This window comes from Pseudarthrobacter sp. Y6 (genome assembly GCF_050156205.1).
Lineage (GTDB): Bacteria > Actinomycetota > Actinomycetes > Actinomycetales > Micrococcaceae > Arthrobacter.
In genome coordinates this window covers 3,246,981-3,273,347 of sequence record NZ_CP189574.1, presented here as the reverse complement: position 1 = coordinate 3,273,347, position 26,367 = coordinate 3,246,981, and the positions used below count along the sequence as shown (strand labels likewise).

The following is a 26,367-nucleotide window of genomic DNA, read 5'->3' as shown; positions in this document are numbered from 1 at the left end:
GACTTGGGATCCTAGGCTTCACCCACAAGTGAATCAAGGGAGCGTCATGGTGGCACCGCAGGACTCCACGGACTACAGCGACCTGAAGGCTGTGTTCTTCAACGGGACCCTTAAACGGTCGCCGGAAACCAGCAACACCGAGGGCCTGATCAACGTCAGCCGCCTCATCATGGAGAAGCAGGGCGTCAGCACCCGCGTGATCCGAACTGTCGATCACGACATCGCCAGCGGTGTTTACCCGGACATGACCGGGCACGGCTGGCCGTCCGATGAGTGGCCGGAACTTTACCCGGCTGTTGAAGAAGCCGACATTGTGGTGTTGGCCGGTCCCATCTGGCTGGGCGACAACTCCTCCCAGACCAAGAAGCTGATCGAACGGCTCTACGCCCATTCGGGGGAACTCAATCACAAGGGCCAATGGGTCTTTTACCCTAAGGTTGGCGGCTGCCTGATCACCGGCAACGAGGACGGCATCAAGCACTGCTCCATGAACGTGCTGTACAGCCTGCAGCACATCGGCTTCACTATCCCTCCCCAGGCCGACGCCGGGTGGATCGGCCCGGTTGGACCCGGCCCGAGCTATCTCGACGAAGGCTCCGGCGGCCCCGAATCCGACTTCACCAACCGCAACACCACGTTCATGACGTGGAACCTGCTGCATTTCGCCCGGATACTCAAGGACGCCGGCGGGATTCCCGCGTACGGCAATCTTCCTGAAGAATGGAAAGCCGGAACACGCTTCGACTTCGAGAACCCGGAATACCGCTGACGCCGCCCCGGTGGTCGAGCTTGTCGAGGCCCGCTGCCCGAGACCGGAATACCTACTGACCTAAGGACGTTCCCCCAGTATGACTACTCCCAGCCCCCTACTGTCGCGCCCTGGCGCCGTCGAGGCCACCGGTGCGGACGCCGGCGTCGCATCCCACTACGGTGAGCCGCTGCGTGAGCAGCGCGCACTCGCGGCAGGCACCGCCGTCGTCGACCTCTCCCACCGCGGCGTGGTGACCGTCAGCGGTCCGGACCGGCTGACATGGCTGAACACCCTGTCTTCCCAGCAGGTCACCGGCCTGCAGCCGGGGGAGTCAAGCGAGCTGCTGTTGCTGAGTATCCAGGGCCGGATCGAGTTTGACGCCTGCGTAGTGGACGACGGCGGGACCACCTGGCTGATTGTTGAGGCTGCCGAGGCTGCACCGCTGGCTGAGTGGCTGAACAAAATGAAGTTCATGCTGCGCGTCGAGATCACCGACGTCTCCGCCGACTGGGCCGTGCTCGGGTCCACAAGGGCTGTGGAGGAATGGTCGGGACTGCTGGCCTGGCGGGATCCGTGGCCGAACGTCGGTGCCGGCGGTTACTCCTACGCTGTGGTTCCGGAGGACGGGCACCCCGGGCTGGAGCGGCCCTGGATCGAGTACCTGGTGCCGGTCGCTGAACTTGAGGAAACTTTGGCGGACCGCCCACTCGCCGGCGTTATGGCGGCGGAAGCCCTCCGCATTGCTGCGTGGCGCCCCAGGCTGGGCGCGGAAACCGACGACAAAACCATTCCGCACGAACTGGACCTCCTCCGTACCGCCGTGCACCTGTCCAAGGGTTGCTACAAGGGCCAGGAGACCATCGCCCGCGTGCACAACCTGGGCCATCCGCCGCGGCGCCTGGTGTTCCTGCAGCTGGACGGGTCGCAGCACACCATGCCCGCGCCTGGCAGCCAGGTCATGCTCGGCGAGCGGAAGGTCGGGACAGTAACGTCCGTTGCCCAGCACTACGAAATGGGCCCGGTGGCGCTGGCCGTCATCAAGCGGTCCGTCGCACCGGATGAGATGCTGACGGTGCTGGACGGCGAGGAGCCTTACATCGCTGCCCAGGAAGTAATTGTTGCTCCCGACGCCGGCCAGGTAGTGGGGCGCCAGACTGGATTCCTGAGGGGGACCCGCTGATGACCGAGAACACCGCACCCGACGCCGCTTCACCCGACGTCGCCAAAGCCGGCGCCACTGCGCCCGACGACGAGGCCGTGGCTTTGGCCCACCGGCTCTTCCAGGCTGCCCGGGAGGGGGACACCGGACTCCTGCGCACGTATCTGGACGCCGGGGCGCCCGCCACCATGACCAACACCGCGGGCGATTCCCTGCTGATGCTGGCCGCCTACCACGGCCACGCGGAGGCGGTGCAGCTGATCCTTGAGCACGGCGGAGAGGCCAATGCGGCCAACGACCGCGGCCAGACACCCTTGGCCGGTGCAGCATTCAAGGGGTATACGGACGTGTCCCGGGTATTGCTGGACGCCGGTGCAGATCCCGACGCCGGCAGCCCCTCCGCCCGGGCTGCCGCGCAGATGTTCGCCCGCACGGACATCCTCGATCTGCTGGGGAACTGACGCTTGGAAAATGTAGCGCGGCCTTGGCCAGCCCTCTGGTCCCTGGTCATCGGGTTCTTTATGATCCTGATCGACACCACCATCGTTTCGGTGGCCAACCCCAGCATCATGAAAGGGCTGGAAACGGACATCAACGCCGTGATCTGGGTGACCAGCGCGTACCTGCTGGCCTACGCGGTACCGCTGCTGATCACCGGCCGGCTCGGCGACCGTTTCGGACCCAAGAAGCTCTACCTATCCGGCCTCGTGGTCTTCACGCTCGCCTCCCTCTGGTGCGGGCTGGCCGGTGACGTCCAGACGCTGATCACCGCACGGATCTTCCAAGGTTTGGGTGCCGCCATCATGACCCCGCAGACCATGGCGGTGATTACCAGGATCTTCCCGCCGGACCGCAGGGGCGCCGCGATGGGCCTGTGGGGCGCCACCGCGGGCCTTGCAACGCTGGTGGGTCCAATCCTGGGCGGCCTGCTGGTCGACAGCCTCGGCTGGGAATGGATCTTCTTCATCAACATACCGGTCGGTATCGTCGGATTTATCCTCGCCTGGCGGTTCGTCCCCACCCTCAGCACGCACCCCCATAAGTTCGACATCCCGGGCGTGCTGCTCAGCGCCGTCGGGCTTTTCCTCCTGGTGTTCGGCATCCAGGAAGGCGAGACGTACAACTGGGGGACCATCGTTGGACCCATCAGCGTCTGGAGTCTCATCATCGCCGGGGTAGTGGTGCTGGGGGCGTTCATTCTTTGGCAACGCTTCAACAAGGGCGAGCCGCTCTTGCCGCTGGACCTGTTCCGGGACCGGAACTTCTCCCTGGCCAACATAGGGATCACCACCGTTGGCTTCACGGTCACCGCCTTCGCGCTGCCACTCATTTTCTACTACCAGTTGGTGCGGGGCATGACGCCCACCGAATCGGCGCTCATGATGGTTCCCATGGCCCTCATCTCCGGTGGCCTGGCTCCCGTGGTGGGCAAAATAATCGACCGGGTCAATCCGAAATACATCACTGCCGGCGGGCTGGTCCTGATGGCTGTGGCGCTGTTCTGGAACTCGGCCCTGATGCACCCGGATACACCCATCCTGCTCTTCCTCCTGCCCAGTGCTGTCCTGGGGTTCGCGAATGCCGGCATCTGGGCGCCCCTGAGCTCCACTGCTACGCGCAATCTCCCGCCGCGCCAGGCTGGGGCAGGTTCCGGGGTTTACAACACCACGCGCCAGATCGGCGCGGTACTGGGCAGCGCGGCCATTGCCGTGCTCATCCAGGCGCGCCTGGCCGCCGAGCTCCCCGCGCAGGGTCCCGGGGCGGGCGGAATGGAATTCTCCGGCGTGCTGCCTGAGGCGCTCCATGAGGGATTCTCGACGGCGATGGGCCAGTCCATCCTGCTTCCTGCCGGTGTGATCCTGGTGGGCGCAGCCGTGGCACTGTTCTTTGCCAAGCCCAAGGTGATGGCGGGCTGGGGCGGTCAGCCGGCGGCTCCTGCGGCTGCAGAGGGCGCCAACCGGGCGTCCTAGGGAGGCGTCAGCCCAGGTGCACGCTCGTCTGGATGCCGCCGGCGGACAGGCCCAGTTGCCGCGCCAGGGCCACTGCCCCGGTGTTGCTGACTTCGGCGCGCCACTGGACGGTAAGGCCTGCCGCGAGGGCCTCATGGGCGGCGATGGATGCGGCCACGGATCCAAGCCCGCGGCGCCGCCACTCGGGGTCCACCAGGACTCCCATCTGCGCGAGAAGTCCTTCCCATTCCCCGTACGCCCCGCATGCCACCGGAAGGCGCCGACCGTCCACCTCGCGGAGGATTGTGTACCGGTTCTCGAGTTCTGACAGATGCACTTCGTTGACGTCGTCCGGCGGGCACAGGCCTTCGAGCTCGATCGCCTCCGGATTTCCGTGGGACACGGTGAGCTCTTCGGGGGGCTGGCGCAGGGGCAGATCGTCGGCGAAGAACAACGCCGCCGCACCCAGGCCGTGGCCTCCGTGGGCCCGGGTCAGGGTCAGGAGGGTCACATGCTGGGCCATCTCCCCATCCGGAATTCCTGCGGCGGCGTCAATGACCCATTGCGGCCCCACCAGTGCCGAGCTGCCGAACAGCCTGACGAACTCCACAGTCTCTGCAGCGTCGTCGGCCCTGACCATCCGCTCGCCGGAACTCAGCGAAGCGGCGAAGGCGCCGTCGTCGAGCCCCAAGTGCCGGGCCCAAGCGAGCTGGATGATGGTGGCGGAACCGGGGTCAAGAGTCATATCCCCAGCCTACCCAGCACAGGGAAGCGCGAACGGACACTTGAGGCCTCACAGCGGAGGGGCCTCAAGTGTCCGTTCGCGCTTAGACGGTTTAGCCGAACAGGACCGCAGCCTCGTCGTAGCGCTTCTGCGGAACAGTCTTGAGCCGGCCCAGGGCCTTATCGAAGCTCACGTGTTCAATGTCGGTGCCCTTGAGCGCCACCATGGTGCCCCAGTAACCCTCCACCACGGAGTCGATGGCGGCCATGCCCAGGCGGGTGGCGAGGACGCGGTCGAAGGCGGACGGGACACCGCCGCGCTGGATGTGCCCCAGGATGGTGGCACGGGTCTCGATGCCGGTGCGGGCTTCAATCTCGGGGGCGAGCCGGTCCGCGATGCCGCCCAGGCGCGGCCGGCCGAACGTGTCCAGGCCGCGCTCGGAGTGCGGGGATTCCATGTGGTCCGGAACAAAGCCCTCGGCCACAACAATCAGCGGCGCGCGGCCACGGTCGTGGGCTTCCTGGACCCATTCGGTGATCTGCTCGATACTGACCTTCTGCTCGGGGATCAGGATGGCGTGGGCACCGGCGGCCATGCCGGCGTGCAGGGCAATCCAGCCCACATGGCGGCCCATGACCTCGGCGATCATGCAGCGGTGGTGGGATTCGCCCGTGGTCCGGAGCCGGTCGATGGCCTCGGTGGCGATCTGCACCGCCGTGTCGAAACCGAAGGTGTAATCCGTGGCGTCGAGGTCGTTGTCCACGGTCTTGGGGACGCCCACAATCTTGAGGCCGGCATCCGTGAGGCGCTTCGCGGCAGCGAGGGTCCCTTCGCCGCCGATCGCGATGATGGCGTCGATGCCGAGACGGTCCATGTGGGCCTTGATGACCTCCGGCCCGCCGCCGTTTTCAAAGGGGTTGGTGCGGGAGGTGCCCAGGATGGTGCCACCCTGCTTGGCGATGCCGCGGACCATGGTGCGGGGGATATCGATGATGTCGCCTTCGACGACGCCGCGCCAGCCGTCCAGGAACCCGACGAACTCGTGGCCGTGGATGGCGATGCCCTTGAGGACGGCTCCGCGGATGACAGCGTTCAGTCCGGGGCAGTCGCCGCCGCTGGTAAGAATTCCAATTTTCATGTTTCGGCTCAAATCCTGGTGTGAGGGTATACAGGCAGAGCGCCACGCTGAGCTCACCTAGATTGTAGTCGGCGGTGTGCGTTACGACACAAACCGGTTACAAAAGACCCCGTTCCATGGCAAGGACCACGGCACGGGTCCTGTCGTCCACGTCCAGCTTGTTGAAGACCCGCAGCAGGTGGGTCTTGACCGTTGCTTCGGCAATGTGGAGCGCGGTGGCCACCTCGGGATTGCTCAATCCCTGTGCCACGCAGCGAAGGACCTCCACCTCCCGGGCCGTCAGTCGCGGCAGTTCAGGCGCGCGCATTCGCGAGACCAGACGTGCCGCCACCGGCGGAGCGAGAACTGTCTCGCCGCGCGCTGCAGCGCGCACGGCCTCGATGATGCGGTCCCCGGCGGTGTCCTTCAGGAGATACCCCACCGCCCCGGACTCCACGGCGCGCATGATGTCGGAGTCGTCGTCGTACGTGGTCAGCACCAGCACCTTGGTGTCAGGAAACCGGTCCCGGATCTGCGCCGTGGCGCCGGCGCCGTCAAGGACGGGCATCCGCAGGTCCATCAGGACGACGGCGGGGCGCAGCCGGCTGACTGCGTCCACCGCCTCCTCGCCGTTGGCCGCGGCGGCCACCACGTCGATGCCGTCCGCAGTGTCCAGCGGCGCAGCAAGGCCGCTCCGGACCACGGGTTGGTCGTCGGCCAGGACCACGGTTACAGTTTCCGGGGCGCTCATGCCGCGGCTCCGGGCATGGTTGCGCCCGTGCCGCGGGTTCCTGGCCCGGCGTCCGTGCCGCCGGGCCCTGGAGCCGCGGTGGGGAGCATCGCCACCAGTCGGGTGGCGCCGGAGGCCCGGGCCGCCGATGTCCTGCGGGCTGCCTTCGGCGATCAGCCGCCCGTGGTTGATGACGCCGATCCGGTCCGCCAGCTGCTCTGCCTCGTCCAGGTAGTGCGTGGTGAGGACAATGGTGGTCCCGCCGCTGCTCAGCTGGCGGATGAGGTCCCAGAACTGCCGCCGGGCCTCGGGATCGAACCCGGTGGTTGGTTCATCCAGGAACAGGACCTCCGGGTTGCCGATGATCCCCAGCGCCACGTCCAGCCGGCGCCGCTGGCCGCCCGAAAGGGTTGAGATCCGGACGCCGCCCTTGCCGCCGAGCCCCACGGCGTCAATGACTTCGTCCACTGGCCGGGGCGCCGGGAAACAGGAAGCAAGCGAACGCAGCGCCTCGGAAACCCTCAATTCGCCGGAGTCGGTGGCCTCCTGGAGGACAATGCCGATCCGGGCACGGAAGGACGGAGCAGCCTTCCAGGGGCGCGTTCCCAGAACCATGACCTCGCCGCTGTCCGGTTTCCGGTGGCCTTCCAGGATCTCGATGGTGGTGGACTTGCCGGCGCCGTTGGGACCCAGGAGGGCGTACGTTTCGCCGGCACGGATGGTGAGATCCAGCTGGTCCACGGCCGTGAGGGTCCCGCCTTTGGGCAGGCCGTACGTTTTGTTGAGGCCGCGGACGGTGATGGCATCAGGGGCTTGCCGCTGCCCGGGGCTGAGGGAAGTGTTCATGCTTCCAGCGTGACAGTCCCGGGGTGCCGGCCAACAGGCCCGGCCGGTTGAACCTGTTGTCCACCGGCCGGTGGACAAGGGCGGCAGAAAGGCCCCCGCTCCCGGGACGATTCCGGGGGAGTGGGGGCCTTGCGGTTCTTGCATGAGGTCAGCTGATGGAGCGGCGGTCCAGGAAGTTCTGCAACGGGATGGAGTTCCGCTGGTCCGGAAGGACCAGCCAGGCCGCGATGTACAGGACGACGGCGGGGCCGGGAAGGAGGCAGAAGACCAGGAAAGCGATCCGCACGAATGCCACATCCACGTTGAGCTTTGCTGCGATTCCGCCGCACACACCGCCCAGCCAGCGTTCGGGTCCACGTTTCAGGCCGAAGCCCCTGACGATGCTGAAGAACTTGTCCATGGTTCAAGACTTCCCTGTTGTGGGTTCGTTGTCACGTTTCCGGGCCGAAAGCAGCCCGCCGATCACCAGTGCGGCGCCAGCGCCGATCATAAGGCCGATCAGTACGTACGTGCCGTTCAGGGTCACTACACCCAACTGGGCGATGATGATCAGGGCGGCCAGCGCCGTCACGATGAGGCCCCAGACCACGGTTCCGACGCGCGTGGCTGACTGTGTTGCGTCGGCCCCCGGGTGGCCGGCCGCCGTCGTGCTTTCCGGAGAGTACGGCTCGGGTGACGGATTGACGTTGCTCATGTCAGTTCCCTTCCTGGATGGTGACGTTGCTGAAGGTGCCGTTGATCTCCACGATCAGCTTGGCGCCGGGCTTGTCGGTGTTGTAGCTGCTCTCGCGTGTGGAGATTCCGCTGCGGTGGTCGCTGCCTTCGGTGAGGTTGCCCATGGTCATGTCGGCCCTGATGTCCACGGGGACGTTGTCCGGGATGGCTACCGTGACGTTGCTGGCAGTGATGTCCAGGGGGACTACGACGTCGGACGCCAGCGGGGCGGTGACGTTCAGCCCCGTGAGGTCAACAGTCCCGCGGCCTGCGGTGACGTCGAAGCCGTCCCTTGCCTGTTCGATGCTGACGGGTGCCCAGTCGACCTGGGTGAAGCGCACCCTGTCGCCGTTGCCCACAACGTTGAAGATGCCGCCGATCACCAGGGCAACAACGGCGAAGAAGCCAAGGATTCCGGACGTCCTGCCGCGCAGGCCCGCGATGAGGATGCCCAGGCCCAGGACTGCTGCGCCGCTGGCCCAGACGATCGCGTTGGCGGCGTCACCGAGGTTGATGACGTTGCCGGCGTCCAGGGCTTTGAGGCTGCCACCCACCAGGAGTGCTGCTCCGGCTGTAATGGCTACGGCAGGGGCGCCGGGGCCGGAGGGGCGGACCTTGGGTGCCCGGGCCGGGCCCTGCGGTGGCTGGTAGCCACCGTAGGCACCGCCGTCGCTACCGCCCCCGCCGTAGTTGGCGCCGCCGCCGTAGCTGCCGCCGCCGTAAGGCGGGTTGACGCCCGACGGCGGGACCGGAAGGTAAGGTGCGCTGCCGGGCATGCCGGGCATGCCGGACGTGCGGGACGTGCCGGACGTGCGGGTCGAGGCGGAATCCGTGGCCGCAAACGGCGAGGCATAGGGGGTTGTGGGGTAGGCGGCCGAGTAACCGGAGTTTCCGCCGGCCGGTTGCGGTGTGGCGTTCATGGGGGCTCCATTCCGGGCCTTGTTGCGTTGGGTCAGGTAGTAGATGAAGTAGATGGCGCCGCCCACCCAGAAGACGGTCCAGAGGAATCCGCCGAAGCCGTTGCGGCTCCAGCCCCAGAATCCGCCGCCGAGCCCGGTGAGCCCCACCACGGTGGTGATCAGCGCGCCTGTCATACCGCTGGACCAGCGGCCGGCGCCGGCTTCCTGGACGTGGATGCGCCCGTCGGGTTCGGGCAGGAATGCCCAAGCCAAGCCGTAGAGCAGGACGCCGATTCCGGCGAAGAGGGTGAGGACAATGAAGATGCCGCGGACAATCAGCGGGTCGATGCCCATCCGGTGCGCGATGCCGCTGGAGACACCGCCGATCCACCGGTCGCGTCCACGCTGGATGCCGTGGCTCCGGATCCAGGTGAAGAAGTCACTGGACTGGCCCGGCACTTTGGCGCTGGCATACGGGCTTGCGTACGGACCGTCATAGGGACCGGCGGCCGGGGGAGTGTCCTGCGGGGAAGCCGGGGGCGGCAGCAGGGGTTCGGTCGGCTGGTCCGGGTCGCGTGGTGGGAGCGGTTCCGTGGGCTGGCCGTCATCGGGGGTGGGGGTCTGGGAGTTCATACTTCGATCCTGCCGTCCGGGGCGGCGGAGCTCTACTGGGGAACACCCTGACTCGCCCCTGAGTTACCCCCGGTTCAGGCCGGAATCTGGTCCGGGGAACCCTGATCCGTGCTTGGATTGACACATGACCACCGCCCTCACCCGCCCACCGCTTGTCCGCAGCAGCGACCGCGTCATCGCGGGCGTATGCGCCGGCCTCGCAGCGCATCTGGGCTGGCCGGTGAAAAACGTGAGGATCGGTATGGCGCTCGCAACCCTCGCCGGCGGCGCCGGGCTGGCCTTCTACGCGTGGCTGTGGATCATGGTCCCCACCGCCGACGAAAGCGCCCGGCGCAACGCCAAGCGCCCGGCGTCGCCCATTGCCCCGGCCGTCACCCTTGACCCGGCATTCAGCGCTGTGCCTCCGCCCGCGTCGCCGTCGCCGGGTCCGCCCGCGGCCGCTCCATGGTGGGGAACTCCCGACGCCGGTGCTTTCGCCCGTGGGGGTGTTTCCGGCGGTGTTTCCAGCGGCGGGCCCGGTGCCGGCTACCGGGACGCCGTGCGGCCGCCGTGGTTCCGGGTCCGCAGCATGCGCCACGGCAAGGAAATGCTGCTGGGCGCCGGCCTCCTCCTGGTGGCGGGCATCATGATAGCCCAGCTCCTGGGCGTGGACGTGCCCCTGGGGACCCTCATCCCCGCCGCTGCCGTGCTGGGCGGTGCAGCCATCGCCTGGATGCAGCTCGACGAAACCCGCCGCGCGGGGCTCGTGGACAAAACCAAGGCCGATCAGGCAGGCGGCTGGGCGCGCCTGGCCGCCGGATTGGCGCTGGTGGTCGCCGGCGTGCTGGTGATGGTGTCCGGCTCCGGATCCTGGGAACAGACCTGGCTGGCGCTGCTGGCATCGGTGGCGGTGCTGGGCGGCGTGGTTCTGGTGCTTCTACCGTGGGCACTCAAATTCTGGCGGGACCTGGAAACGGAGCGTGCGGGCCGGATCCGCGAAACCGAGCGTGCCGAGATCGCGGCCCACCTGCACGACTCCGTCCTCCAGACTCTTGCCCTGATCCAGCGGCGGGCGGGGAACGAGCACGACGTGGTGCGGCTCGCCCGTGCCCAGGAACGCGAACTCAGGAGCTGGCTGTTCCAGGACCCAGGTAAGGAGGCGGGACAGCTTTCGGACCGTATCAAGGCGGTGGGTGCCGAGGTGGAAGACTCCCTGGGTAACGCCGTGGAGGTGGTGAGCGTCGGGGACACAGCCATGACCGAATCCCACGAGGCGCTGGTCCAGGCCAGCCGTGAGGCGATGCTCAATGCGTCCCGGCACGGCGGCGGGACTGTCTCCGTCTACCTGGAAGTTTCCGATGGGCGCACAGAAATCTTCATCAAGGACAGGGGGCCGGGCTTCGACCTGCCGGATGTACCCGAAGACCGGCTAGGTGTCCGCGAATCGATCATCGGACGCATGAAACGCCACGGCGGGACCGCCTCCATCACCAGCACGCCGGACGGCACCGAGGTGCGGCTGGGAATGCCGGCGCTCCAAACGGACAACGCGGAAGGGAAATCATGAACAACGTACAGGGGACCGGGCCCATCCGCCCCGCGCAGCCGGTCCGGGTGGTGATCGTGGACGACCACGCCATCTTCCGTTCGGGACTCAAAGCCGACCTCGATGAGAGCATCCACGTAGTCGGTGAAGCAGCCACGGTTGAGCAGGCCATCGCCGTGATCGCGCAGGAGCATCCGGAAGTGGTGCTCCTGGATGTGCACCTGCCGGGCGGCCTCGGCGGTGGTGGCCGGGAAGTCATCGCGGGTTCCGCGGCCCTCCTGGGCACCACCAAGTTCCTGGCCCTGAGCGTCTCCGACGCCGCCGAGGACGTGGTGTCGGTCATCCGCGCCGGCGCCCGGGGGTATGTCACCAAGACCATCTCCGGTGCCGAAATCACCGACGCCGTGTTCCGCGTGGCTGGGGGCGACGCCGTGTTCTCGCCCCGGCTGGCCGGCTTCGTACTGGACGCCTTCGGCACCGCTCCCGCCGACATTGCCGACGACGAGCTGGACAGGCTTTCCGCCCGTGAGCTCGAAGTGATGCGCCTGATCGCCCGCGGCTACAGCTACAAGGAGGTGGCCAAGGAGCTGTTCATCAGCATCAAAACGGTGGAAACGCACGTGTCAGCGGTGCTGCGCAAGCTCCAGCTCTCCAGCCGGCACGAGCTGACCAAGTGGGCAGCCGAACGCCGCCTGCTCTAGCCCAAAGATGCGCTATCACTTTGAGTCGTTAAACAGCATCCATAACGACTCAAAGTGATAGCGCATCCGGGTTAAGGGAGGGTTACTTGGCCTGGCCCAGGAAGTCCTGGAGCCGGGCGACGCCGGTGGCCAGGTCCTCGTCGCCCAGGGCGTAGGAGAGCCGCAGGTAGCCGGAGGGCCCGAACGCCTCGCCCGGCACCACGGCTACTTCAACCTCATCCAGGATCAAAGCAGCCAGTTCGGCGGAGGTCGACGGCGTTGCGGTACCTGCCGCCGTCGGGAATTCCTTCCCCAGCAGCGCACGGACGTCCGCGTAGACGTAGAACGCACCCTTCGGCGTCGGGCATTCAACACCGTCGATCGCGTTCAGGCCGGCAACGATCGCCTTGCGGCGACGGTCAAACGCCACCTTCATCTCGTCGACGGCGGTCAGCGGTCCGGAGACGGCGGCGAGGGCTGCAATCTGCATGATGTTCGAAACGTTGGACGTGGCGTGTGACTGCAGGTTGGTGGCCGCCTTGATGACGTCGGCCGGGCCGATCATCCAGCCCACACGCCAGCCGGTCATCGCGTAGGTCTTGGCGACGCCGTTGAGGATGACCACTTTGTCGCCCAGTTCTGGGGCGGCCGTGGCGATGGAGGTGAAGGGCACGCCGTCGTAGGTCAGGTGCTCATAGATCTCGTCGGTGACCACCCAGAGCCCCTTTGCGGCGGCCCACTTGCCGATCTCGGCCACCTGCTCCGGGCTGTAGACGGAGCCCGTGGGGTTGGACGGCGAGACAAACAGCAGGATCTTGCTCTTGTCCGTCACGGCTGCCTCAAGCTGCTCAACGGTGACCAGGTAGTCCTGCTCAGGTCCGGCGAACACCTCAACCGGGACACCGCCGGCAAGCCTGATGGCCTCCGGGTAGGTGGTCCAGAACGGCGTGGGAACAATCACTTCGTCACCCGGATCCACCAGCGTGGCGAAGGTGTTGTACACGGCCTGCTTGCCGCCGTTCGTCACCAGGACCTGGGACGGGTCCACGGCGTAGCCGGAGTCGCGGAGAGTCTTCTCGGCGATAGCCTTCTTGAGCTCCGGCAGGCCGGCGGCGGGGGAGTAGCGGTGGTACTTGGGCTGGCTGGCGGCCTCAATGGACGCCTTGACGATGTAGTCCGGAGTGGGGAAGTCCGGTTCCCCTGCCCCGAAGCCAATAACCGGCCGGCCAGCTGCCTTCAGCGCCTTGGCCTTGGCATCAACAGCCAGGGTTGCGGATTCGGCAATTGCGGAAATGCGCTTGGAAACGCGGGCGGCAGACATGGCAGGGTCCGTTCTTCGCTTGCAGCCCGGAAGGCTGAATGGTGGAATTCGACGTGATCTACTCTATGCTGTTCAGCGGATCGTTCGGGCTGCCCGCGTGGATGTGACTGCAGGTCAACTCACCCGCCAGGGCGGATTGGACGGTCCGGAAAGAGGCTGGTTCGACGTAGACGAAGTTGTTGCGTAGACTGGTTCTCCGGTGTTGAAAACACGGATGATGACGTGCGCCCCAGTGAAAACTGCGGAAGTTTGTCAGGATGCTGTTTTCGATCCATAGGGTAGTGGCGCAATTGGTAGCGCAGCGGTCTCCAAAACCGCAGGTTGCAGGTTCGAGTCCTGTCTGCCCTGCGCAAGCTGTTCCGGCGGAATGCCGGAGCAAGCGCAGCAACCATGGTTCTGATCAGGACCGGGTAATCCAACATTGCAAAGATGAGCGAGGACCAGGTGACCGAAACAGCTGCCAGCAGCTCCAAGGGCCGCCCAGCTAAGAAGGACGCCAAGGCAAACTTCTTCGCTCGTATTGCACTCTTCATTCGCCAGGTCATCGGCGAACTGAAGAAGGTTGTTGCACCAACCCGCAAGGAACTGATCAATTACACGCTCGTGGTGCTGGTGTTCGTGGCCATCATGATGGTGATCGTCAGCCTGCTGGACATCGGTTTTGGAACCGCGGTCAGGTGGGTCTTCGGCGGGATCGCTCCCACGGACCGCTAAAGCATATCGTCCGCAGGCCGCGTGGCCTTGTCCGGGTAACCGGAAGAATCCACGCGGTGTGCGGAATTGAGCCATTTAAATAGGCATGTTAGGCAATGAGGAAGCAGGAGACCAAGTGTCTGAGCAGGAGCTCGAGGTAACCGAGACTGAGCTGGAAGAGTCCGCGGACAACACGGCGGCCCCCACGGCTGAAGCCGGTGAAGAGTCCGAGGTTGAGTCCGCTGCGCCCGAATCCGCCGACGCCGATTCCGCCGACGATTCAGAGGATGCCGATTCAGAGGGTGACGCCGCAGAAGGCGAACCTGCTGAGGGCGACTCAGAGGGCGACGACGCTGATGCAGACGCCCTGGCAGCTGCGGCCGCCAAGGCCGAGGTTGACCCCGCCGACGAATTCAAAGCCAAGCTGCGCCGCCAGGAGGGTGACTGGTACGTCATCCACTCCTACGCCGGCTACGAAAACCGCGTCAAGGCCAACCTTGAGACCCGCATCCAGACCCTGGACATGGAAGATTACATCTTCGAAATCCAGGTGCCCATGGAAGAGGTCGTTGAGATCAAGAACGCTCAGCGCAAGGTCATCAACCGCGTCCGGATCCCCGGCTACGTCCTGGTCCGCATGGACCTGACGGATGCCTCCTGGGGCGCCGTCCGCCACACTCCCGGTGTTACCGGCTTCGTGGGCAACGCCCACAACCCGGTGCCGCTGCGCCTCGACGAAGTCTTCTCCATGCTCGCGCCGGTCTTCGAAGAAGAGCAGGCCGAAAAGGGCAAGCCCGTCAAGCACGCCGCCGCCCAGATTGACATCGACTTCGAGGTCGGCGAATCGGTCATCGTCAAGGAAGGTCCGTTCGAGACCCTCCCCGCGACGATCTCCGAGATCAAGGTGGAATCCCAGACCCTCGTGGTGCTCGTGTCGATCTTCGAACGCGAAACCCCGGTCACCCTGGCATTCAACCAGGTCAGCAAGATCTAATAACCCGCACAGAATTCGTTCCGGACTGCCCGCTTAGCAGCCCCGGAACGGCCGGTCGCCTCGCCATGGCGGCCAAAAACCTGAGGCACGCTCCTGTGTCCCAGGAAGATATTGAGAGAAGGACCTTACATTGGCTCCCAAGAAGAAGGTCACCGGCCTCATCAAGCTGCAGATCCAGGCAGGCGCCGCTAACCCGGCCCCGCCGATCGGTCCTGCGCTTGGCCAGCACGGTGTCAACATCATGGAATTCTGCAAGGCGTACAACGCTGCCACAGAAGCCCAGCGTGGAAACGTTATCCCCGTGGAAATCACGGTCTACGAAGACCGTTCCTTCACGTTCATCACCAAGACCCCGCCGGCGGCAGAGCTCATCAAGAAGGCCGCAGGCGTTGCCAAGGGTTCACCCACCCCGCACACCGTCAAGGTTGCCAAGCTGACTCAGGCCCAGGTCAACGAGATCGCCACCACCAAGATGGAAGATCTCAACGCCACCAGCCTTGAAGGCGCAGCGAAGATCATCGCCGGTACCGCCCGCTCCATGGGTATCACCGTAGAAGGCTAAGAGCCTTCACCGTCGGGAAACCGGCACCACTGAAACATTGAAATGTCGCAGGATCCATGCAGGATCCTCGGCTGTGGCAGGGCCCAGCGCGGTCCGCAGACCACAACTGCACAAGGAGAAATAAGCAGCATGGCAAAGCGCAGCAAAGCATATGAGGCAGCAGCCGCCAAGATCGGCGCGGAGAACTTCTACGCGCCGTTCGAGGCAGTAACGCTCGCCAAGGACACCAACCCGTCCAAGTTCGACGCCACCGTTGAGGTTGCCTTCCGCCTGGGCGTTGACCCTCGCAAGGCTGACCAGATGGTCCGCGGCACCGTTATCCTGCCCCACGGCACCGGTAAGGTCTCCCGCGTTCTGGTCTTCGCAACGGGCGACAAGGCTGAGGCAGCAATCGCTGCCGGCGCCGACTTCGTTGGTTCCGATGACCTGATCGAAAAGATCGCAGCCGGCTGGACCGACTTCGATGCAGCCGTCGCCACCCCTGACCTCATGGGCAAGGTTGGCCGTCTTGGTAAGGTCCTGGGTCCCCGTAACCTGATGCCGAACCCGAAGACCGGCACCGTGACCGCAGATGTCGCCAAGGCTGTCAACGACATCAAGGGTGGCAAGATCGACTTCCGCGTTGACAAGCACTCGAACCTGCACTTCATCATCGGCAAGGTTTCCTTTGACGCCCTCAAGCTGGCCGAGAACTACGCAGCAGCACTGGAAGAGGTGCTTCGTTTGAAGCCGTCCGCTTCCAAGGGCCGCTACATCCAGAAGGCCACCGTGGCCACCACGTTCGGTCCCGGCATCGCCGTCGACCCCAACGTCACGAAGGTCCTGACCGAGGTCTAATCCTCAACAGCACTTCGGCCGGTTTATCCCGGCACACTAAAGGACCGTCCGGCACTGCGCCGGGCGGTCCCTTGGTTTAACCCCACTAAGCCGTGCGGATGGTTAGGCTGGGGGCATGACCGGCCAGCAGCTGATGATCACCGCAGTCGCCATTCCTACAGAGCTCGACGCCGGGACAGGCAACACTGCCGGCGGCACCGGTTGCTTGATGGACTTCCACGAGTGCCACGCCTTGCGCGAGAAGCATGAGCTGGAGAAATGGGGCGACCTGGACCGCTGCCCCACGGCCATGGAGAGCCTGGAATACTGGCGCGGCAATGAGTACGAGGAACGCCGGCTCTTCATAGCACGGTTGGGCCAGCAAACCGTGGGAACCTGCTCCGTAACCTTGCCCCTTCGTGAAAACACGTCAACAGCAGGGATCCTGGTGGACGTGTCGGCAGCCTTCCGGCGGCGGGGATGGGGCCGCCAGCTGCTGGAGCACGCCGAGGCTGTGGCCGCGGACAGTGGCCGCATTTCCTTTGATGCCTACTGTGAGCTGCCGGCCGGGACGGTGGAGCAGGCGGCCCGGTTGATCCCCGCCAAATCGGGCGCGGGCGGGCTCCCCGCAGATGACCCTGCCGTGGCCTTTGCGGCCGGTGCGGGCTACGAACTCGAGCAGGTGGAGAAGTCCAGCCGCCTCACGCTGCCGGTCCACGCGAATCAACTTGACGTACAGGAGATGGAGGCGTCGTCACGGGCAACCGGCTACGTCCTGGTGGGCTGGTCTGATACGTGTCCTGACGAACTCGTGGCTGAATACGCAGTCCTCAAGAACCGGATGAGCACGGATGTCCCTATTGCCGGCCTGGACTGGGAAGCCGAGGACTGGGACCCTGCCAGGGTCCGGCAGGAGGAGCAGTCGAACAGCCGCAGCGGCGTGCAGAGCCAGGTCGCAGCAGCGCTGCACAGGCCCACCGGCAAGCTCGTGGCCTACACGGTCCTGAACTGGCGGCCGGGCATTCCTGCGAGCATTACCCAGCAGGACACCCTGGTCTCTTCCGGGCACCGCGGGAAGAGGCTGGGATTGCTGATCAAGGCGGCGAACCTCCGCGCGGCCCAGCATCGATGGCCCGCGGCGCGATCGGTGCTGACATGGAACGCCGTGGAAAACCGGCATATGCTGGCGATAAATAATTTGCTTGGATTCAAACCTGCTGGTTATGAGGGCGAATGGCAGAAACGGCTGGGATGACGCACCTGATGGCAGAAGACGTACGGATCGAGCAGCTGTGGATCCCGGACACCTTGGACGCAACTGACGCAGCGGATTTTCTGGCTGCCGTCGAAGTGGGCCGCAAGGTACGAATGCAGACGTGGGGCAGCGATGACCTCGCGTACTCACCGCTGGAGAAACTCCTGGAGCTGGCCGATCCCTATGAGCGCCAGGTCATCCTGGTGGCCAAAATCGGCGACCAGATCATCGGTACGGTGGACATTGCCCTGCCGCTGACTGACAACCTGGACATGGCGGAGTTCACCTTGGACATCCTGCCGGAATTCCAGCGCCAAGGGGTGGGCCGCAAGCTGCTCCTCGCGGCCGAACACCTGGCGCGCAGCGAGGGCCGCACCTTGATCCTCGTTGACACCAACCATCCCGGCGCGTCCCTGCACGAGTTCGAGAAGGCCCAGCTGGTGCCGGGTTCAGGCCAGGGTTTTGTGCCGTTGGCCAGCCGGGAAGTCGAATTTGCGCGCCGGACCGGCTACACACTTCAACACATCGAACAGTTCAGCTCCTGTGCGCTGCCGCTGGACAGCAAGCTCGTGGCCGACCTCCAGGCCGAGGCAGATGAAGCCAACAACGGGCGGTACCGGCTCCATCACTGGACGGACCGCTGCCCGGATGAGTGGCTGGAAGCCGTGGCGGTGCTCGAAAACCAGGCGGGCGCCGACGTCCACCCTTCCCTGGAGACTCCCGTCGAGCAGGACATGGTGTTCGACGGCGGCATCCTCCGCGGGGCGGAAGAGGTCACCATCGCGCAGGGGAGGCGGACGGTGGTCACCGCCGTCGAGCATCTGGCCACCGGTGCGCTGGTGGGCCTAACCACCATCAGCGTCCTGGCCCACCGGCCCGATGTGGTGTTCCAGGACGACACCCTGGTTCTGCAGGAGCACCGCGGGAACAAGCTGGGGCTGCTGATCAAGGTTGCCAACATGGAGCGGCTCACCGAGCAGTTCCCCGATGCCCGGGTGATCTACACCTGGAACGCGCCGGAGAACAGGTACCTGTTGACGGTCAACCAGCAGCTCGGCTTCACCACGGCAGGCGTGACCGGCATCTGGCAGAAAGAGCTCCCGTACCTGGGGACCAGTAAGAGCTGAGGCCGATTTGGTGGTCCGGCTGCCCGTCGCGTAAGCTTGAAGGACCAAAGACCGTCGGTTGTTGGAAATCCATTCTCCTGAACGCAGCTCAACTCTGCAGTTGTGTGCGGGAGGCCAAATGTATTTCTGGACGAAGGACCCTGAACATAGGGCGGCCGGCGCAGGTGAACGAAGCAACGCTCCACAGTGAAAGCCGTGTTGAGCCAAGCCCCGTGCATCTGCGCGGGGCGTTTTTTAGTTTTAGCTCACCTGAGCGGGGACCGTCGCATACCGGCACTATCCCCGGAAGGAGGGTTATGGCAACGCCTACAAAGGTTTCAGCAGTAGCTGAGATCGCTAACGATTTCAAGGAATCGAACGCCGCTGTCCTGACCGAATACCGTGGGCTCACCGTTGCACAGCTCAAGCAGCTGCGTGTTTCTCTCGGCCAGGACACCAAGTTCTCGGTCGTCAAGAACACCCTGACCGCCATTGCAGCCAAGGAAGCCGGTGTCGAAGCATTCGACGGCCAGCTTGCCGGCCCCACTGCGATCGCGTTCATCAAGGGTGACGCAGTTGCAGCTGCCAAGAGCCTGACGGATTTTGCCAAGGCCAACAAGCAGCTGGTCATCAAGACCGGTTACTTCGAGGGCAAGGCACTGAACGCCAGCGAAGTTTCTGCACTGGCAGCGCTCGAGTCCCGCGAGCTGCAGCTCGCCAAGGTTGCAGGCATCCTCAAGGCACCTGCCGCCGCCGCTGCACGCACGATTGACGCACTGCGCCTCAAGCTTGAAGAAGCGAACGGTGCACCGGCAGCTGCCGAGGCTCCCGCCGCTGAAGAAGCTCCTGCCGCAGACGAAGCCCCCGAAGCAGTTGCAGAAGCTGGTGTTGAGGCACCCGCCGAGGCACCCGCTGCCGAAGAGAACTAGTTTCTCTTCACCCACCAGACTCCGGTGTGAAGGCAATGGCCCAGGCCGCCAAGCACCACCTATAGGAAGGACGCCACACCATGGCGAAGCTCACCAACGAAGAGCTCATTGAAGCTTTCAAGGAACTGACCATCATCGAGCTCTCTGAGTTCGTCAAGCTCTTCGAAGAGACCTTCGAAGTTACTGCAGCTGCAGTTGCTGTTGCTGGCCCCGCCGGTGGCGGCGCCGCTGAAGAAGCTGAAGAGCAGACCGAATTCGACGTTATCCTCGAGCACGCTGGCGAGAAGAAGATCGCAGTGATCAAGGAAGTTCGCGCCATCACTTCCCTGGGTCTCAAGGAAGCTAAGGACGTTGTTGACAGCGCTCCCAAGGCTGTTCTCGAAGGCGTCACCAAGGAAGCTGCCGAAAAGGCAGTGGAGCAGCTCCAGGCTGCCGGCGCAACCGTTACCCTCAAGTAACTCACGCCGCTTCACGGAAAACCCCGTCCACTTCGGTGGGCGGGGTTTTCCTGCATTTAACCCAACGCGGGGTCACCTACGGCCCATGAAGTGCTCACTTATGGGCCGTAGGTGACCCCGCGTTGGGTGGGGTGGCTAGTTCGGTTCGGAGATATCGGCGACGATGGCGCCCAAGGCTGCGGTAAGCGCGTCGGCGTCCACAAAGGCGCTGTAGCCGTGTTCGCCGGCGCCCATGGAGATGCGGCGGCCGGCGATGGTGGCGTCCGCGTATACCGGCCAGGCGGTGGTGCTGCCCAGCGGGGTGATGGTCCCGCGTTCGTAGCCGGTCGCACCGAGCGCCACGTCCGCAGCTGGCAACGAGAGTTTGTTGACGCCCACCAGGGTCCGCAGTTTCGGCCAGGAGATCTGCCGGTCGCCCGGAATCAGCGCGAACAGGAACGTCCCGTCCTTGTGCTTGACCACCAGGGACTTCACGATGTCCGCCGGCGTGATGCCCAGAATCCCGGCAGCTTCCTTGAGGCTCCGAGCGGCTAGCCGCTCCACAAGCTGCACGTCCAAGCCGCGCGCGGCGGCGTCAGCAAGGAAGCGCTGACGTCCGACGGCGGTGCTCCCGTTGTCGGCCTGCCCCACCATCAGTCCCTGCCCCACCTTCAGTCCCGGTACAGCAGGAGCGCTTCGCCCTGACCGCCGCCGCCGCACAGGGAGACCGCGGCCTTCCCGGTGCCCCGCCGTTTGAGTTCGTGGGCCGCGTGCAGCGCCAACCGCGCACCGGACGCCCCGATCGGGTGGCCCAAGGCAATGGCGCCGCCGTGGATGTTGCACTTCTCAAGCGGGTAGTCCAGGTCCTTCAGCGACTGCACCGCGACCGAACCGAAGGCTTCGTTAATTTCGATGAAATCCAGGTCGGTGGTGCTCCATTCCGCCCGGTGCAATGCGTTCATGATGGCGTGGGACGGCTGCGAATGCAGCGAATTATCCGGACCGGCAACCTGGCCGGGCTTCCCCACGACAGCCAGGTATTCTAGGCCGTTGTCCTCCGCGAACCGGCGCGATGCCAGCACCAGTGCGGAGGCGCCGTCGGACAGGGGAGAGGAGTTGCCCGCTGTGATGGTTCCGTCGCTGACGAAGGCCGCCCGCAGCCCGGCCAGGGACTCGATGGACGTGTTCGGCCGTACGCCTTCATCGGTGGAGACAACGATGGGGTCACCCTTGCGCTGCTTGACGCTGATGGGTGCGATCTCGTCGTCGAAGACGCCGTTCTTCGCCGCCAGCGACGCACGCTGGTGCGAGTGGGCGGCCACGTTGTCCTGCGAGGTCCGGTCGATGCCCAGCGTCAGGTTCTTAGTTTCGGTGGACAGTCCCATGGACTGGCCGTCGAACGCATCCGTGAGGCCGTCGTGCGCCGCGACATCCAACGCCTGGATGGCGCCGTACGTCCAGCCCTGGCGCGAACCCGGCAGCAGGTGGGGCGCACGGGTCATGGATTCCTGGCCGCCGGCCACCACCACGGTGGCGTCGCCGCTGCGGATCATCCGGGCGGCGTCGATCACAGCGGTCAGCCCAGACAGGCACACCTTGTTGATGGTGACCGTGGGAACGTTCCAGCCGATTCCCGCGCCAATGGCGCTCTGGCGCGCTGGGTTCTGCCCGGCACCGGCCTGCAGCACCTGGCCCATGATGACGGCGTCAACCTGGCCGGCCTCCACTCCGCTCGCCGCAATCGCGGACCTGATCGCGTGCGCTCCGAGTTCGACGGCGGTGAAGCTCGCCAGTTGCCCGTTGAGCCGGCCATGTGGCGTGCGCGCACCGGCCAGGATGACCACGTCCGTGTTGTCGTTGGAATTGCCCATTGTGATCTCTTCCGCTCTGAATCGATGTACTTCCAAGGCTACCGTGAGGCTTGTCACCTATTTATCCAAACGCTGAAGGGGCGCCGGTGATTCCGTTCGTGCCGGCCGTGGCCCAAAGGGGAGAACTACCCATCTGCCGGATGTGCGCGTGGTCGCGGTGGTGCGTAGGGTGGACGGCGAAGACGAAAGCATCAGGGCAACGCAAAAACAGGGAGCAGCATCTTGAAGAAAATCGTCGCCGCGGCAGCCATTGCCAGCCTCGCCGGACTCACCGCCTGCAGCGTTGCCACTCCTGCCCCGGACAGCACCACATCGACGGCAGCCCCCACTGCGTCCACCACCGCACCTTCCACTGCGTCGCCGTCGCGCTCTTCCAGCCCGTCAGCCGCGCCTCAGGCAGGGGGCGTGAAAGTGGCGTGCGAGACGTTTAACTCCCTCTACGCCGACTACAAGGCGATCCAGAACGATTCGAACGCCTACGAGGACATCTATTTTGCCGCGGACGACGCCCAAGACACTGTGACAGGGAATCTGGTGGGTCTTTTCGCGTCGCTCAAGGTCCTCGCCATTGATCACTCGTCGGCAGTTAATAAAGGTGGCGCGCCCGAGCAGGAATCAAAGGACGCCGTGCGTGACGCGGTGTTCGCCAACGCAGGCGAATGCACCGCAGAGGGCGTTACGCTGCGCCTCTGAGGTCTCCTCCGGTGGTTGCCTGTCCGGTGGTTGAGCCTGGGCCCACGCCCGCCGGGTTCCCTGGCCGAGCTTGCGAGGTGCGGGGGCGGGAGGGGGAGCGAACCCGGGCTGGACGCCAAAAAATCAGTGCTTGCAATAAGTCCGGTTGTGGGGTAGACACGTAATTGGTTTTGCCGTATCGTAGATATTTGCGTCTTCCCTGTTTACCTTCAGCCTTCATATAGCGGTGGGCTTTGCCTGGCAGCTGACCATCAACGTGCCGTCAACAACGTCATTGTATGGAAAGCCCCGGCCCGGGTCATATAGCGGAACCGGATGGTAGCACTGCGGAGTCATTCCGCAGGGTGCACAGCGGGGGAGATCTGAAAACGCCTGAAGGTCTGTGGAAGGATCCCTCTTGGTCGCCTCGAGCACCTCTAATAACGAAACCGCTAACACCGCCGACAGCACTGATGGTGCCACTCGCCGGCTCTCATTCGCAAAGATTCACGAACCGCTGGACGTTCCGAATCTCCTTGCCCTGCAGACGGACAGCTTCGACTGGCTGGTCGGAAACGAACGCTGGCAGGCGCGCGTAGCGAAGGCCGTCGAAGAAAACGATCTCAGCGTCGCCACCTCGTCCGGACTGTCGGACATCTTTGAAGAGATCTCCCCGATCGAGGACTTCCAGGGCACCATGTCCCTGAGCTTCTCCGATCCGGAGTTCGCTGACCCGAAGTACACCATGGCCGAGTGCAAGGACCGGGACGCAACGTACTCGGCTCCGCTGTACGTCAAGGCCGAGTTCATGAACAACAACACGGGCGAAATCAAGCAGCAGACCGTGTTCATGGGCGACTTCCCCCTCATGACGGAGAAGGGCACCTTCGTCGTCAACGGCACCGAGCGTGTCGTCGTCTCCCAGCTGGTCCGTTCACCGGGCGCCTACTTTGAGCGCACCGCCGACAAGACCAGTGACAAGGACATCTTCACTGCCAAGATCATCCCGTCCCGCGGTGCATGGTTTGAACTCGAGATCGACAAGCGCGACCAGGTCGGCGTTCGCCTCGACCGTAAGCGCAAGCAGTCCGTCACCGTTCTGCTGAAGGCCCTCGGCTGGACCGAAGGCCAGATCCTCGAAGAGTTCGGCCAGTACGACTCCATGCGTGCAACGCTGGAGAAGGACGCCACCGAGACCCGCGAAGACGCGTTGCTGGACATCTACCGGAAGCTGCGACCGGGCGAGCCGCCCACAGTCGAGGCTGCCCAGTCCCTCCTGGACAACCTGTACTTCAACTCCAAGCGTTACGATCTGGCGAAGGTTGGCCGTTACAAGATCAACCGCAAGCTTGGCATCGACCGCTCCCTTGGCGACAAGGAAGCTTCGGTCCTGCACGTTGAAGACATCGTGGCCATGATCAAGTTCCTGGTTGCCCTGCATGCCGGCGAGAAGACCCTCACGGGCAAGCGCGACGGCCAGGACCACGAACTTCGCGTTGAGATCGACGACATCGACCACTTCGGCAACCGTCGTATCCGCGCCGTCGGCGAGCTCATCGAGAACCAGGTCCGCACCGGCCTGTCCCGTATGGAGCGCGTTGTCCGCGAGCGGATGACCACCCAGGACGTCGAGGCCATCACGCCGCAGACGCTGATCAACATCCGCCCTGTCGTTGCAGCCATCAAGGAGTTCTTCGGAACCTCCCAGCTGTCCCAGTTCATGGACCAGAACAACCCGTTGTCGGGTCTGACCCACAAGCGCCGTCTGTCCGCGCTGGGCCCGGGTGGTCTGTCCCGTGACCGTGCAGGCATGGAAGTCCGAGACGTCCACCCGTCCCACTACGGACGTATGTGCCCCATCGAAACCCCTGAAGGCCCGAACATTGGTCTGATCGGTTCGCTGGCATCTTACGGCCGCATCAACCCGTTCGGCTTCATCGAGACGCCTTACCGTCTCGTCTCCGAAGGCGTTGTCGCCGATGAGGTCCAGTACCTCACGGCCGACGACGAGGCAGAGGTCCTGATCGCACAGGCCAACGCTCCGCTGGATGAGAACAAGCGGTTCGCCGAAGAGACCGTCCTGGTCCGCGCCCGTGGTGGTGGAGGCGAGCCTGTGCTGGTTCCCGCCGGCGAGGTCGAGTTCATGGACGTTTCCCCGCGCCAGATGGTGTCCGTGGCTACGGCCCTGATCCCGTTCCTCGAGCATGACGATGCTAACCGTGCACTCATGGGTGCCAACATGCAGCGCCAGGCCGTGCCGCTGGTCCGTTCCGAGGCCCCGTTCGTGGGCACCGGCATGGAGCGCGCCGCCGCCGTCGACGCCGGTGATGTCACCATCGCGAAGAAGGCCGGTGTGGTTACCGAGGTCTCCGCTGAGCTGGTCATCATGCTCAACGACGACGGTACGGAAACCAACTACCGCATCAACAAGTTCGCCCGCTCCAACCAGGGCAACTGCTACAACAACCGTGTCCTGGTGAACGAAGGCCAGCGCCTCGAGGTCGGCGGCATCATCGCCGACGGTCCGGCAACGGACCAGGGCGAACTCGCCCTCGGTAAGAACCTGCTCGTGGCATTCATGTCATGGGAAGGCCACAACTTCGAGGACGCCATCATCCTCTCGCAGCGCATTGTTGCCGAGGACGTTCTTTCCTCCATCCACATCGAGGAGCACGAGATCGATGCCCGCGACACCAAGCTTGGTGCCGAGGAAATCACCCGTGACATCCCCAACGTGTCCGAGGAAGTCCTGGCAGGCCTGGACGAGCGCGGCATCATCCACATCGGTGCCGAGGTCGAAGCCGGCGACATCCTGGTCGGAAAGGTCACCCCGAAGGGTGAAACCGAGCTGACCCCGGAAGAGCGCCTGCTGCGCGCCATCTTCGGTGAGAAGTCCCGCGAAGTGCGTGACACCTCCCTGAAGGTTCCGCACGGCGAGTCCGGCACCGTCATCGGTGTCCGCGTCTTCGACCGCGACAACGACGACGAACTGCCCCCGGGCGTGAACCAGCTGGTGCGTGTCTACGTGGCCGCCAAGCGCAAGATCACCGACGGCGACAAGCTCGCCGGCCGTCACGGCAACAAGGGTGTTATCTCCAAGATCCTCCCGATCGAGGACATGCCCTTCCTTGCCGACGGTACCCCCGTTGATATTGTCCTGAACCCGCTGGGTGTTCCGGGCCGTATGAACGTCGGCCAGGTGCTCGAAACGCACCTCGGCTGGGTTGCCAAGACCGGTTGGAAGATCGAAGGCGAGCCCGAGTGGATGAAGCAGCTGCCGAACCTGCCGCGCGAGAGTGGCTCCACCACTGTTGCAACGCCGGTGTTCGATGGTGCCCGTGAAGAGGAAATCACGGGACTGCTGGACTCCACCAACGTCACCCGCGACGGCGACCGCCTGATCAACTCCTCAGGCAAGACCCGCCTCTTCGACGGCCGCTCCGGCGAACCGTTCCCGGATCCGATCTCGGTCGGCTACATGTACATCCTGAAGCTCCACCACCTGGTGGACGACAAGATCCACGCCCGTTCCACTGGCCCGTACTCCATGATCACGCAGCAGCCGCTGGGTGGTAAGGCACAGTTCGGTGGCCAGCGCTTCGGTGAGATGGAAGTGTGGGCGCTGGAAGCTTATGGCGCCGCGTACACGCTCCAGGAACTCCTCACCATCAAGTCGGATGATATCCACGGTCGTGTGAAGGTCTACGAAGCAATCGTCAAGGGCGAGAACATCCCCGAGCCGGGCGTTCCTGAGTCCTTCAAGGTCTTGATCAAGGAAATGCAGTCGCTGTGCCTGAACGTGGAAGTACTCTCCACGGACGGAACCACAATTGAAATGCGTGACTCTGATGACGCAGTCTTCACGGCTGCGGAAGAACTGGGCATCGATCTGTCTCGTGCAGAGCCCAGTTCCGTAGAAGAGGTTTAGCAGGGGACTTACCGGGAAAAGCAAGCGGCCCCGCCGCGCTGACTTTCCCGGTAAGT

At 64.6% G+C, this 26,367-nt stretch carries 25 protein-coding genes and 1 tRNA gene; 17 read left to right on the top strand and 9 right to left on the bottom strand.

Features of this window, described 5'->3' with window-relative positions; all coding sequences use genetic code 11:
- Positions 1–46: 46 nt before the first annotated feature.
- The 4 genes from ACQCSW_RS15630 to ACQCSW_RS15615 all read left to right on the top strand — a co-directional run bounded on the left by ACQCSW_RS15630 (position 47) and on the right by ACQCSW_RS15615 (position 3,880).
- Positions 47–769, top strand: a complete 723-nt coding sequence (locus tag ACQCSW_RS15630) for a flavodoxin family protein (protein WP_426987283.1) — start codon at positions 47–49, stop codon at positions 767–769.
- A gap of 79 nt (positions 770–848) precedes the next feature.
- Positions 849–1,931 (top strand): YgfZ/GcvT domain-containing protein, encoded by a 1,083-nt coding sequence (locus ACQCSW_RS15625; RefSeq protein ID WP_426987281.1) that lies wholly within the window; start codon positions 849–851, stop codon positions 1,929–1,931.
- Positions 1,931–2,371: an ankyrin repeat domain-containing protein gene (locus ACQCSW_RS15620; RefSeq protein ID WP_426987279.1), complete on the top strand. Its 441-nt coding sequence runs from the start codon at positions 1,931–1,933 to the stop codon at positions 2,369–2,371. Before ACQCSW_RS15625 ends, ACQCSW_RS15620 begins: the two co-directional genes overlap by 1 nt.
- A 3-nt stretch (positions 2,372–2,374) precedes the next feature.
- Positions 2,375–3,880 carry a DHA2 family efflux MFS transporter permease subunit gene (locus ACQCSW_RS15615; RefSeq protein WP_426987277.1) on the top strand — a complete coding sequence of 502 codons (1,506 nt, stop codon included), beginning with the start codon at positions 2,375–2,377 and terminating at the stop codon, positions 3,878–3,880.
- A gap of 7 nt (positions 3,881–3,887) precedes the next feature.
- On the opposite strand, the gene ACQCSW_RS15610 is transcribed toward ACQCSW_RS15615, so the two are convergent.
- The 6 genes from ACQCSW_RS15610 to ACQCSW_RS15585 all read right to left on the bottom strand — a co-directional run bounded on the left by ACQCSW_RS15610 (position 3,888) and on the right by ACQCSW_RS15585 (position 9,522).
- Positions 3,888–4,604 carry a GNAT family N-acetyltransferase gene (locus tag ACQCSW_RS15610; RefSeq protein WP_426987275.1) on the bottom strand — a complete coding sequence of 239 codons (717 nt, stop codon included), beginning with the start codon at positions 4,602–4,604 and terminating at the stop codon, positions 3,888–3,890.
- Positions 4,605–4,695: 91 nt separating this feature from the next.
- Positions 4,696–5,721 (bottom strand): ATP-dependent 6-phosphofructokinase, encoded by a 1,026-nt coding sequence (locus ACQCSW_RS15605; RefSeq protein ID WP_426987273.1) that lies wholly within the window; start codon positions 5,719–5,721, stop codon positions 4,696–4,698.
- 97 nt (positions 5,722–5,818) lie between these two features.
- Positions 5,819–7,276, bottom strand: a complete 1,458-nt coding sequence (locus ACQCSW_RS15600) for an ATP-binding cassette domain-containing protein (RefSeq protein ID WP_426987271.1) — start codon at positions 7,274–7,276, stop codon at positions 5,819–5,821.
- Between the two features lie 148 nt (positions 7,277–7,424).
- Positions 7,425–7,676, bottom strand: a complete 252-nt coding sequence (locus ACQCSW_RS15595) for a PspC domain-containing protein (protein WP_426987269.1) — start codon at positions 7,674–7,676, stop codon at positions 7,425–7,427.
- A 3-nt stretch (positions 7,677–7,679) separates the two neighbouring features.
- On the bottom strand, positions 7,680–7,970 hold the full coding sequence (locus ACQCSW_RS15590) for a hypothetical protein (RefSeq protein WP_354250532.1): 291 nt from the start codon (positions 7,968–7,970) through the stop codon (positions 7,680–7,682).
- Position 7,971: 1 nt separating this feature from the next.
- The gene (locus ACQCSW_RS15585) at positions 7,972–9,522 is read right to left on the bottom strand and encodes a PspC domain-containing protein (protein ID WP_426987267.1); all 1,551 of its coding nucleotides are present in this window, start codon (positions 9,520–9,522) and stop codon (positions 7,972–7,974) included.
- Between the two features lie 124 nt (positions 9,523–9,646).
- On the opposite strand from ACQCSW_RS15585, the gene ACQCSW_RS15580 reads away from it, so the two are divergent.
- Both ACQCSW_RS15580 and ACQCSW_RS15575 read left to right on the top strand, forming a co-directional pair.
- Positions 9,647–11,068 (top strand): PspC domain-containing protein, encoded by a 1,422-nt coding sequence (locus ACQCSW_RS15580; RefSeq protein WP_426987265.1) that lies wholly within the window; start codon positions 9,647–9,649, stop codon positions 11,066–11,068.
- Positions 11,065–11,748: a LuxR C-terminal-related transcriptional regulator gene (locus tag ACQCSW_RS15575; protein WP_181577268.1), complete on the top strand. Its 684-nt coding sequence runs from the start codon at positions 11,065–11,067 to the stop codon at positions 11,746–11,748. Before ACQCSW_RS15580 ends, ACQCSW_RS15575 begins: the two co-directional genes overlap by 4 nt.
- An 82-nt stretch (positions 11,749–11,830) precedes the next feature.
- On the opposite strand, the gene ACQCSW_RS15570 is transcribed toward ACQCSW_RS15575, so the two are convergent.
- The gene (locus ACQCSW_RS15570) at positions 11,831–13,048 is read right to left on the bottom strand and encodes a pyridoxal phosphate-dependent aminotransferase (protein ID WP_426987262.1); all 1,218 of its coding nucleotides are present in this window, start codon (positions 13,046–13,048) and stop codon (positions 11,831–11,833) included.
- 275 nt (positions 13,049–13,323) lie between these two features.
- Here ACQCSW_RS15570 and ACQCSW_RS15565 point away from each other — a divergent pair.
- From ACQCSW_RS15565 to rplL, 9 genes are all read left to right on the top strand, one after another.
- A tRNA-Trp gene (locus ACQCSW_RS15565) sits at positions 13,324–13,396 on the top strand.
- An 81-nt stretch (positions 13,397–13,477) separates the two neighbouring features.
- Positions 13,478–13,762 (top strand): preprotein translocase subunit SecE, encoded by a 285-nt coding sequence (secE, locus tag ACQCSW_RS15560; protein WP_426987260.1) that lies wholly within the window; start codon positions 13,478–13,480, stop codon positions 13,760–13,762.
- A 115-nt stretch (positions 13,763–13,877) separates the two neighbouring features.
- Positions 13,878–14,735 carry a transcription termination/antitermination protein NusG gene (gene nusG / locus ACQCSW_RS15555; RefSeq protein WP_426987258.1) on the top strand — a complete coding sequence of 286 codons (858 nt, stop codon included), beginning with the start codon at positions 13,878–13,880 and terminating at the stop codon, positions 14,733–14,735.
- A gap of 130 nt (positions 14,736–14,865) precedes the next feature.
- On the top strand, positions 14,866–15,297 hold the full coding sequence (gene rplK / locus ACQCSW_RS15550) for a 50S ribosomal protein L11 (protein WP_024365990.1): 432 nt from the start codon (positions 14,866–14,868) through the stop codon (positions 15,295–15,297).
- Positions 15,298–15,426: 129 nt separating this feature from the next.
- A complete protein-coding gene (gene rplA / locus ACQCSW_RS15545; protein ID WP_426987256.1) occupies positions 15,427–16,134 on the top strand; it encodes a 50S ribosomal protein L1 in 708 nt (235 codons plus the stop codon).
- A 115-nt stretch (positions 16,135–16,249) separates the two neighbouring features.
- On the top strand, positions 16,250–17,368 hold the full coding sequence (locus ACQCSW_RS15540; protein WP_426987254.1) for a GNAT family N-acetyltransferase: 1,119 nt from the start codon (positions 16,250–16,252) through the stop codon (positions 17,366–17,368).
- A gap of 8 nt (positions 17,369–17,376) precedes the next feature.
- On the top strand, positions 17,377–18,495 hold the full coding sequence (locus ACQCSW_RS15535; RefSeq protein ID WP_426990712.1) for a GNAT family N-acetyltransferase: 1,119 nt from the start codon (positions 17,377–17,379) through the stop codon (positions 18,493–18,495).
- Between the two features lie 296 nt (positions 18,496–18,791).
- The gene (gene rplJ / locus ACQCSW_RS15530) at positions 18,792–19,403 is read left to right on the top strand and encodes a 50S ribosomal protein L10 (RefSeq protein WP_354250539.1); all 612 of its coding nucleotides are present in this window, start codon (positions 18,792–18,794) and stop codon (positions 19,401–19,403) included.
- 80 nt (positions 19,404–19,483) lie between these two features.
- Positions 19,484–19,861, top strand: coding sequence for a 50S ribosomal protein L7/L12 (gene rplL / locus ACQCSW_RS15525; RefSeq protein WP_160673147.1), 378 nt, complete (start codon positions 19,484–19,486; stop codon positions 19,859–19,861).
- A gap of 135 nt (positions 19,862–19,996) precedes the next feature.
- Here rplL and ACQCSW_RS15520 read toward each other — a convergent pair whose 3' ends face one another.
- Both ACQCSW_RS15520 and ACQCSW_RS15515 read right to left on the bottom strand, forming a co-directional pair.
- Entirely contained in the window at positions 19,997–20,494 is a 498-nt protein-coding gene (locus ACQCSW_RS15520; RefSeq protein WP_426990711.1) for an aminoacyl-tRNA deacylase, read from the bottom strand.
- A gap of 17 nt (positions 20,495–20,511) precedes the next feature.
- Positions 20,512–21,711: an acetyl-CoA C-acetyltransferase gene (locus tag ACQCSW_RS15515; RefSeq protein WP_426987251.1), complete on the bottom strand. Its 1,200-nt coding sequence runs from the start codon at positions 21,709–21,711 to the stop codon at positions 20,512–20,514.
- Positions 21,712–21,933: 222 nt separating this feature from the next.
- Here ACQCSW_RS15515 and ACQCSW_RS15510 point away from each other — a divergent pair, with 222 nt between their 5' ends.
- A complete protein-coding gene (locus ACQCSW_RS15510; RefSeq protein ID WP_426987247.1) occupies positions 21,934–22,404 on the top strand; it encodes a hypothetical protein in 471 nt (156 codons plus the stop codon).
- A gap of 397 nt (positions 22,405–22,801) precedes the next feature.
- Positions 22,802–26,311, top strand: a complete 3,510-nt coding sequence (rpoB, locus tag ACQCSW_RS15505) for a DNA-directed RNA polymerase subunit beta (RefSeq protein ID WP_426987245.1) — start codon at positions 22,802–22,804, stop codon at positions 26,309–26,311.
- Positions 26,312–26,367: the final 56 nt, after the last annotated feature.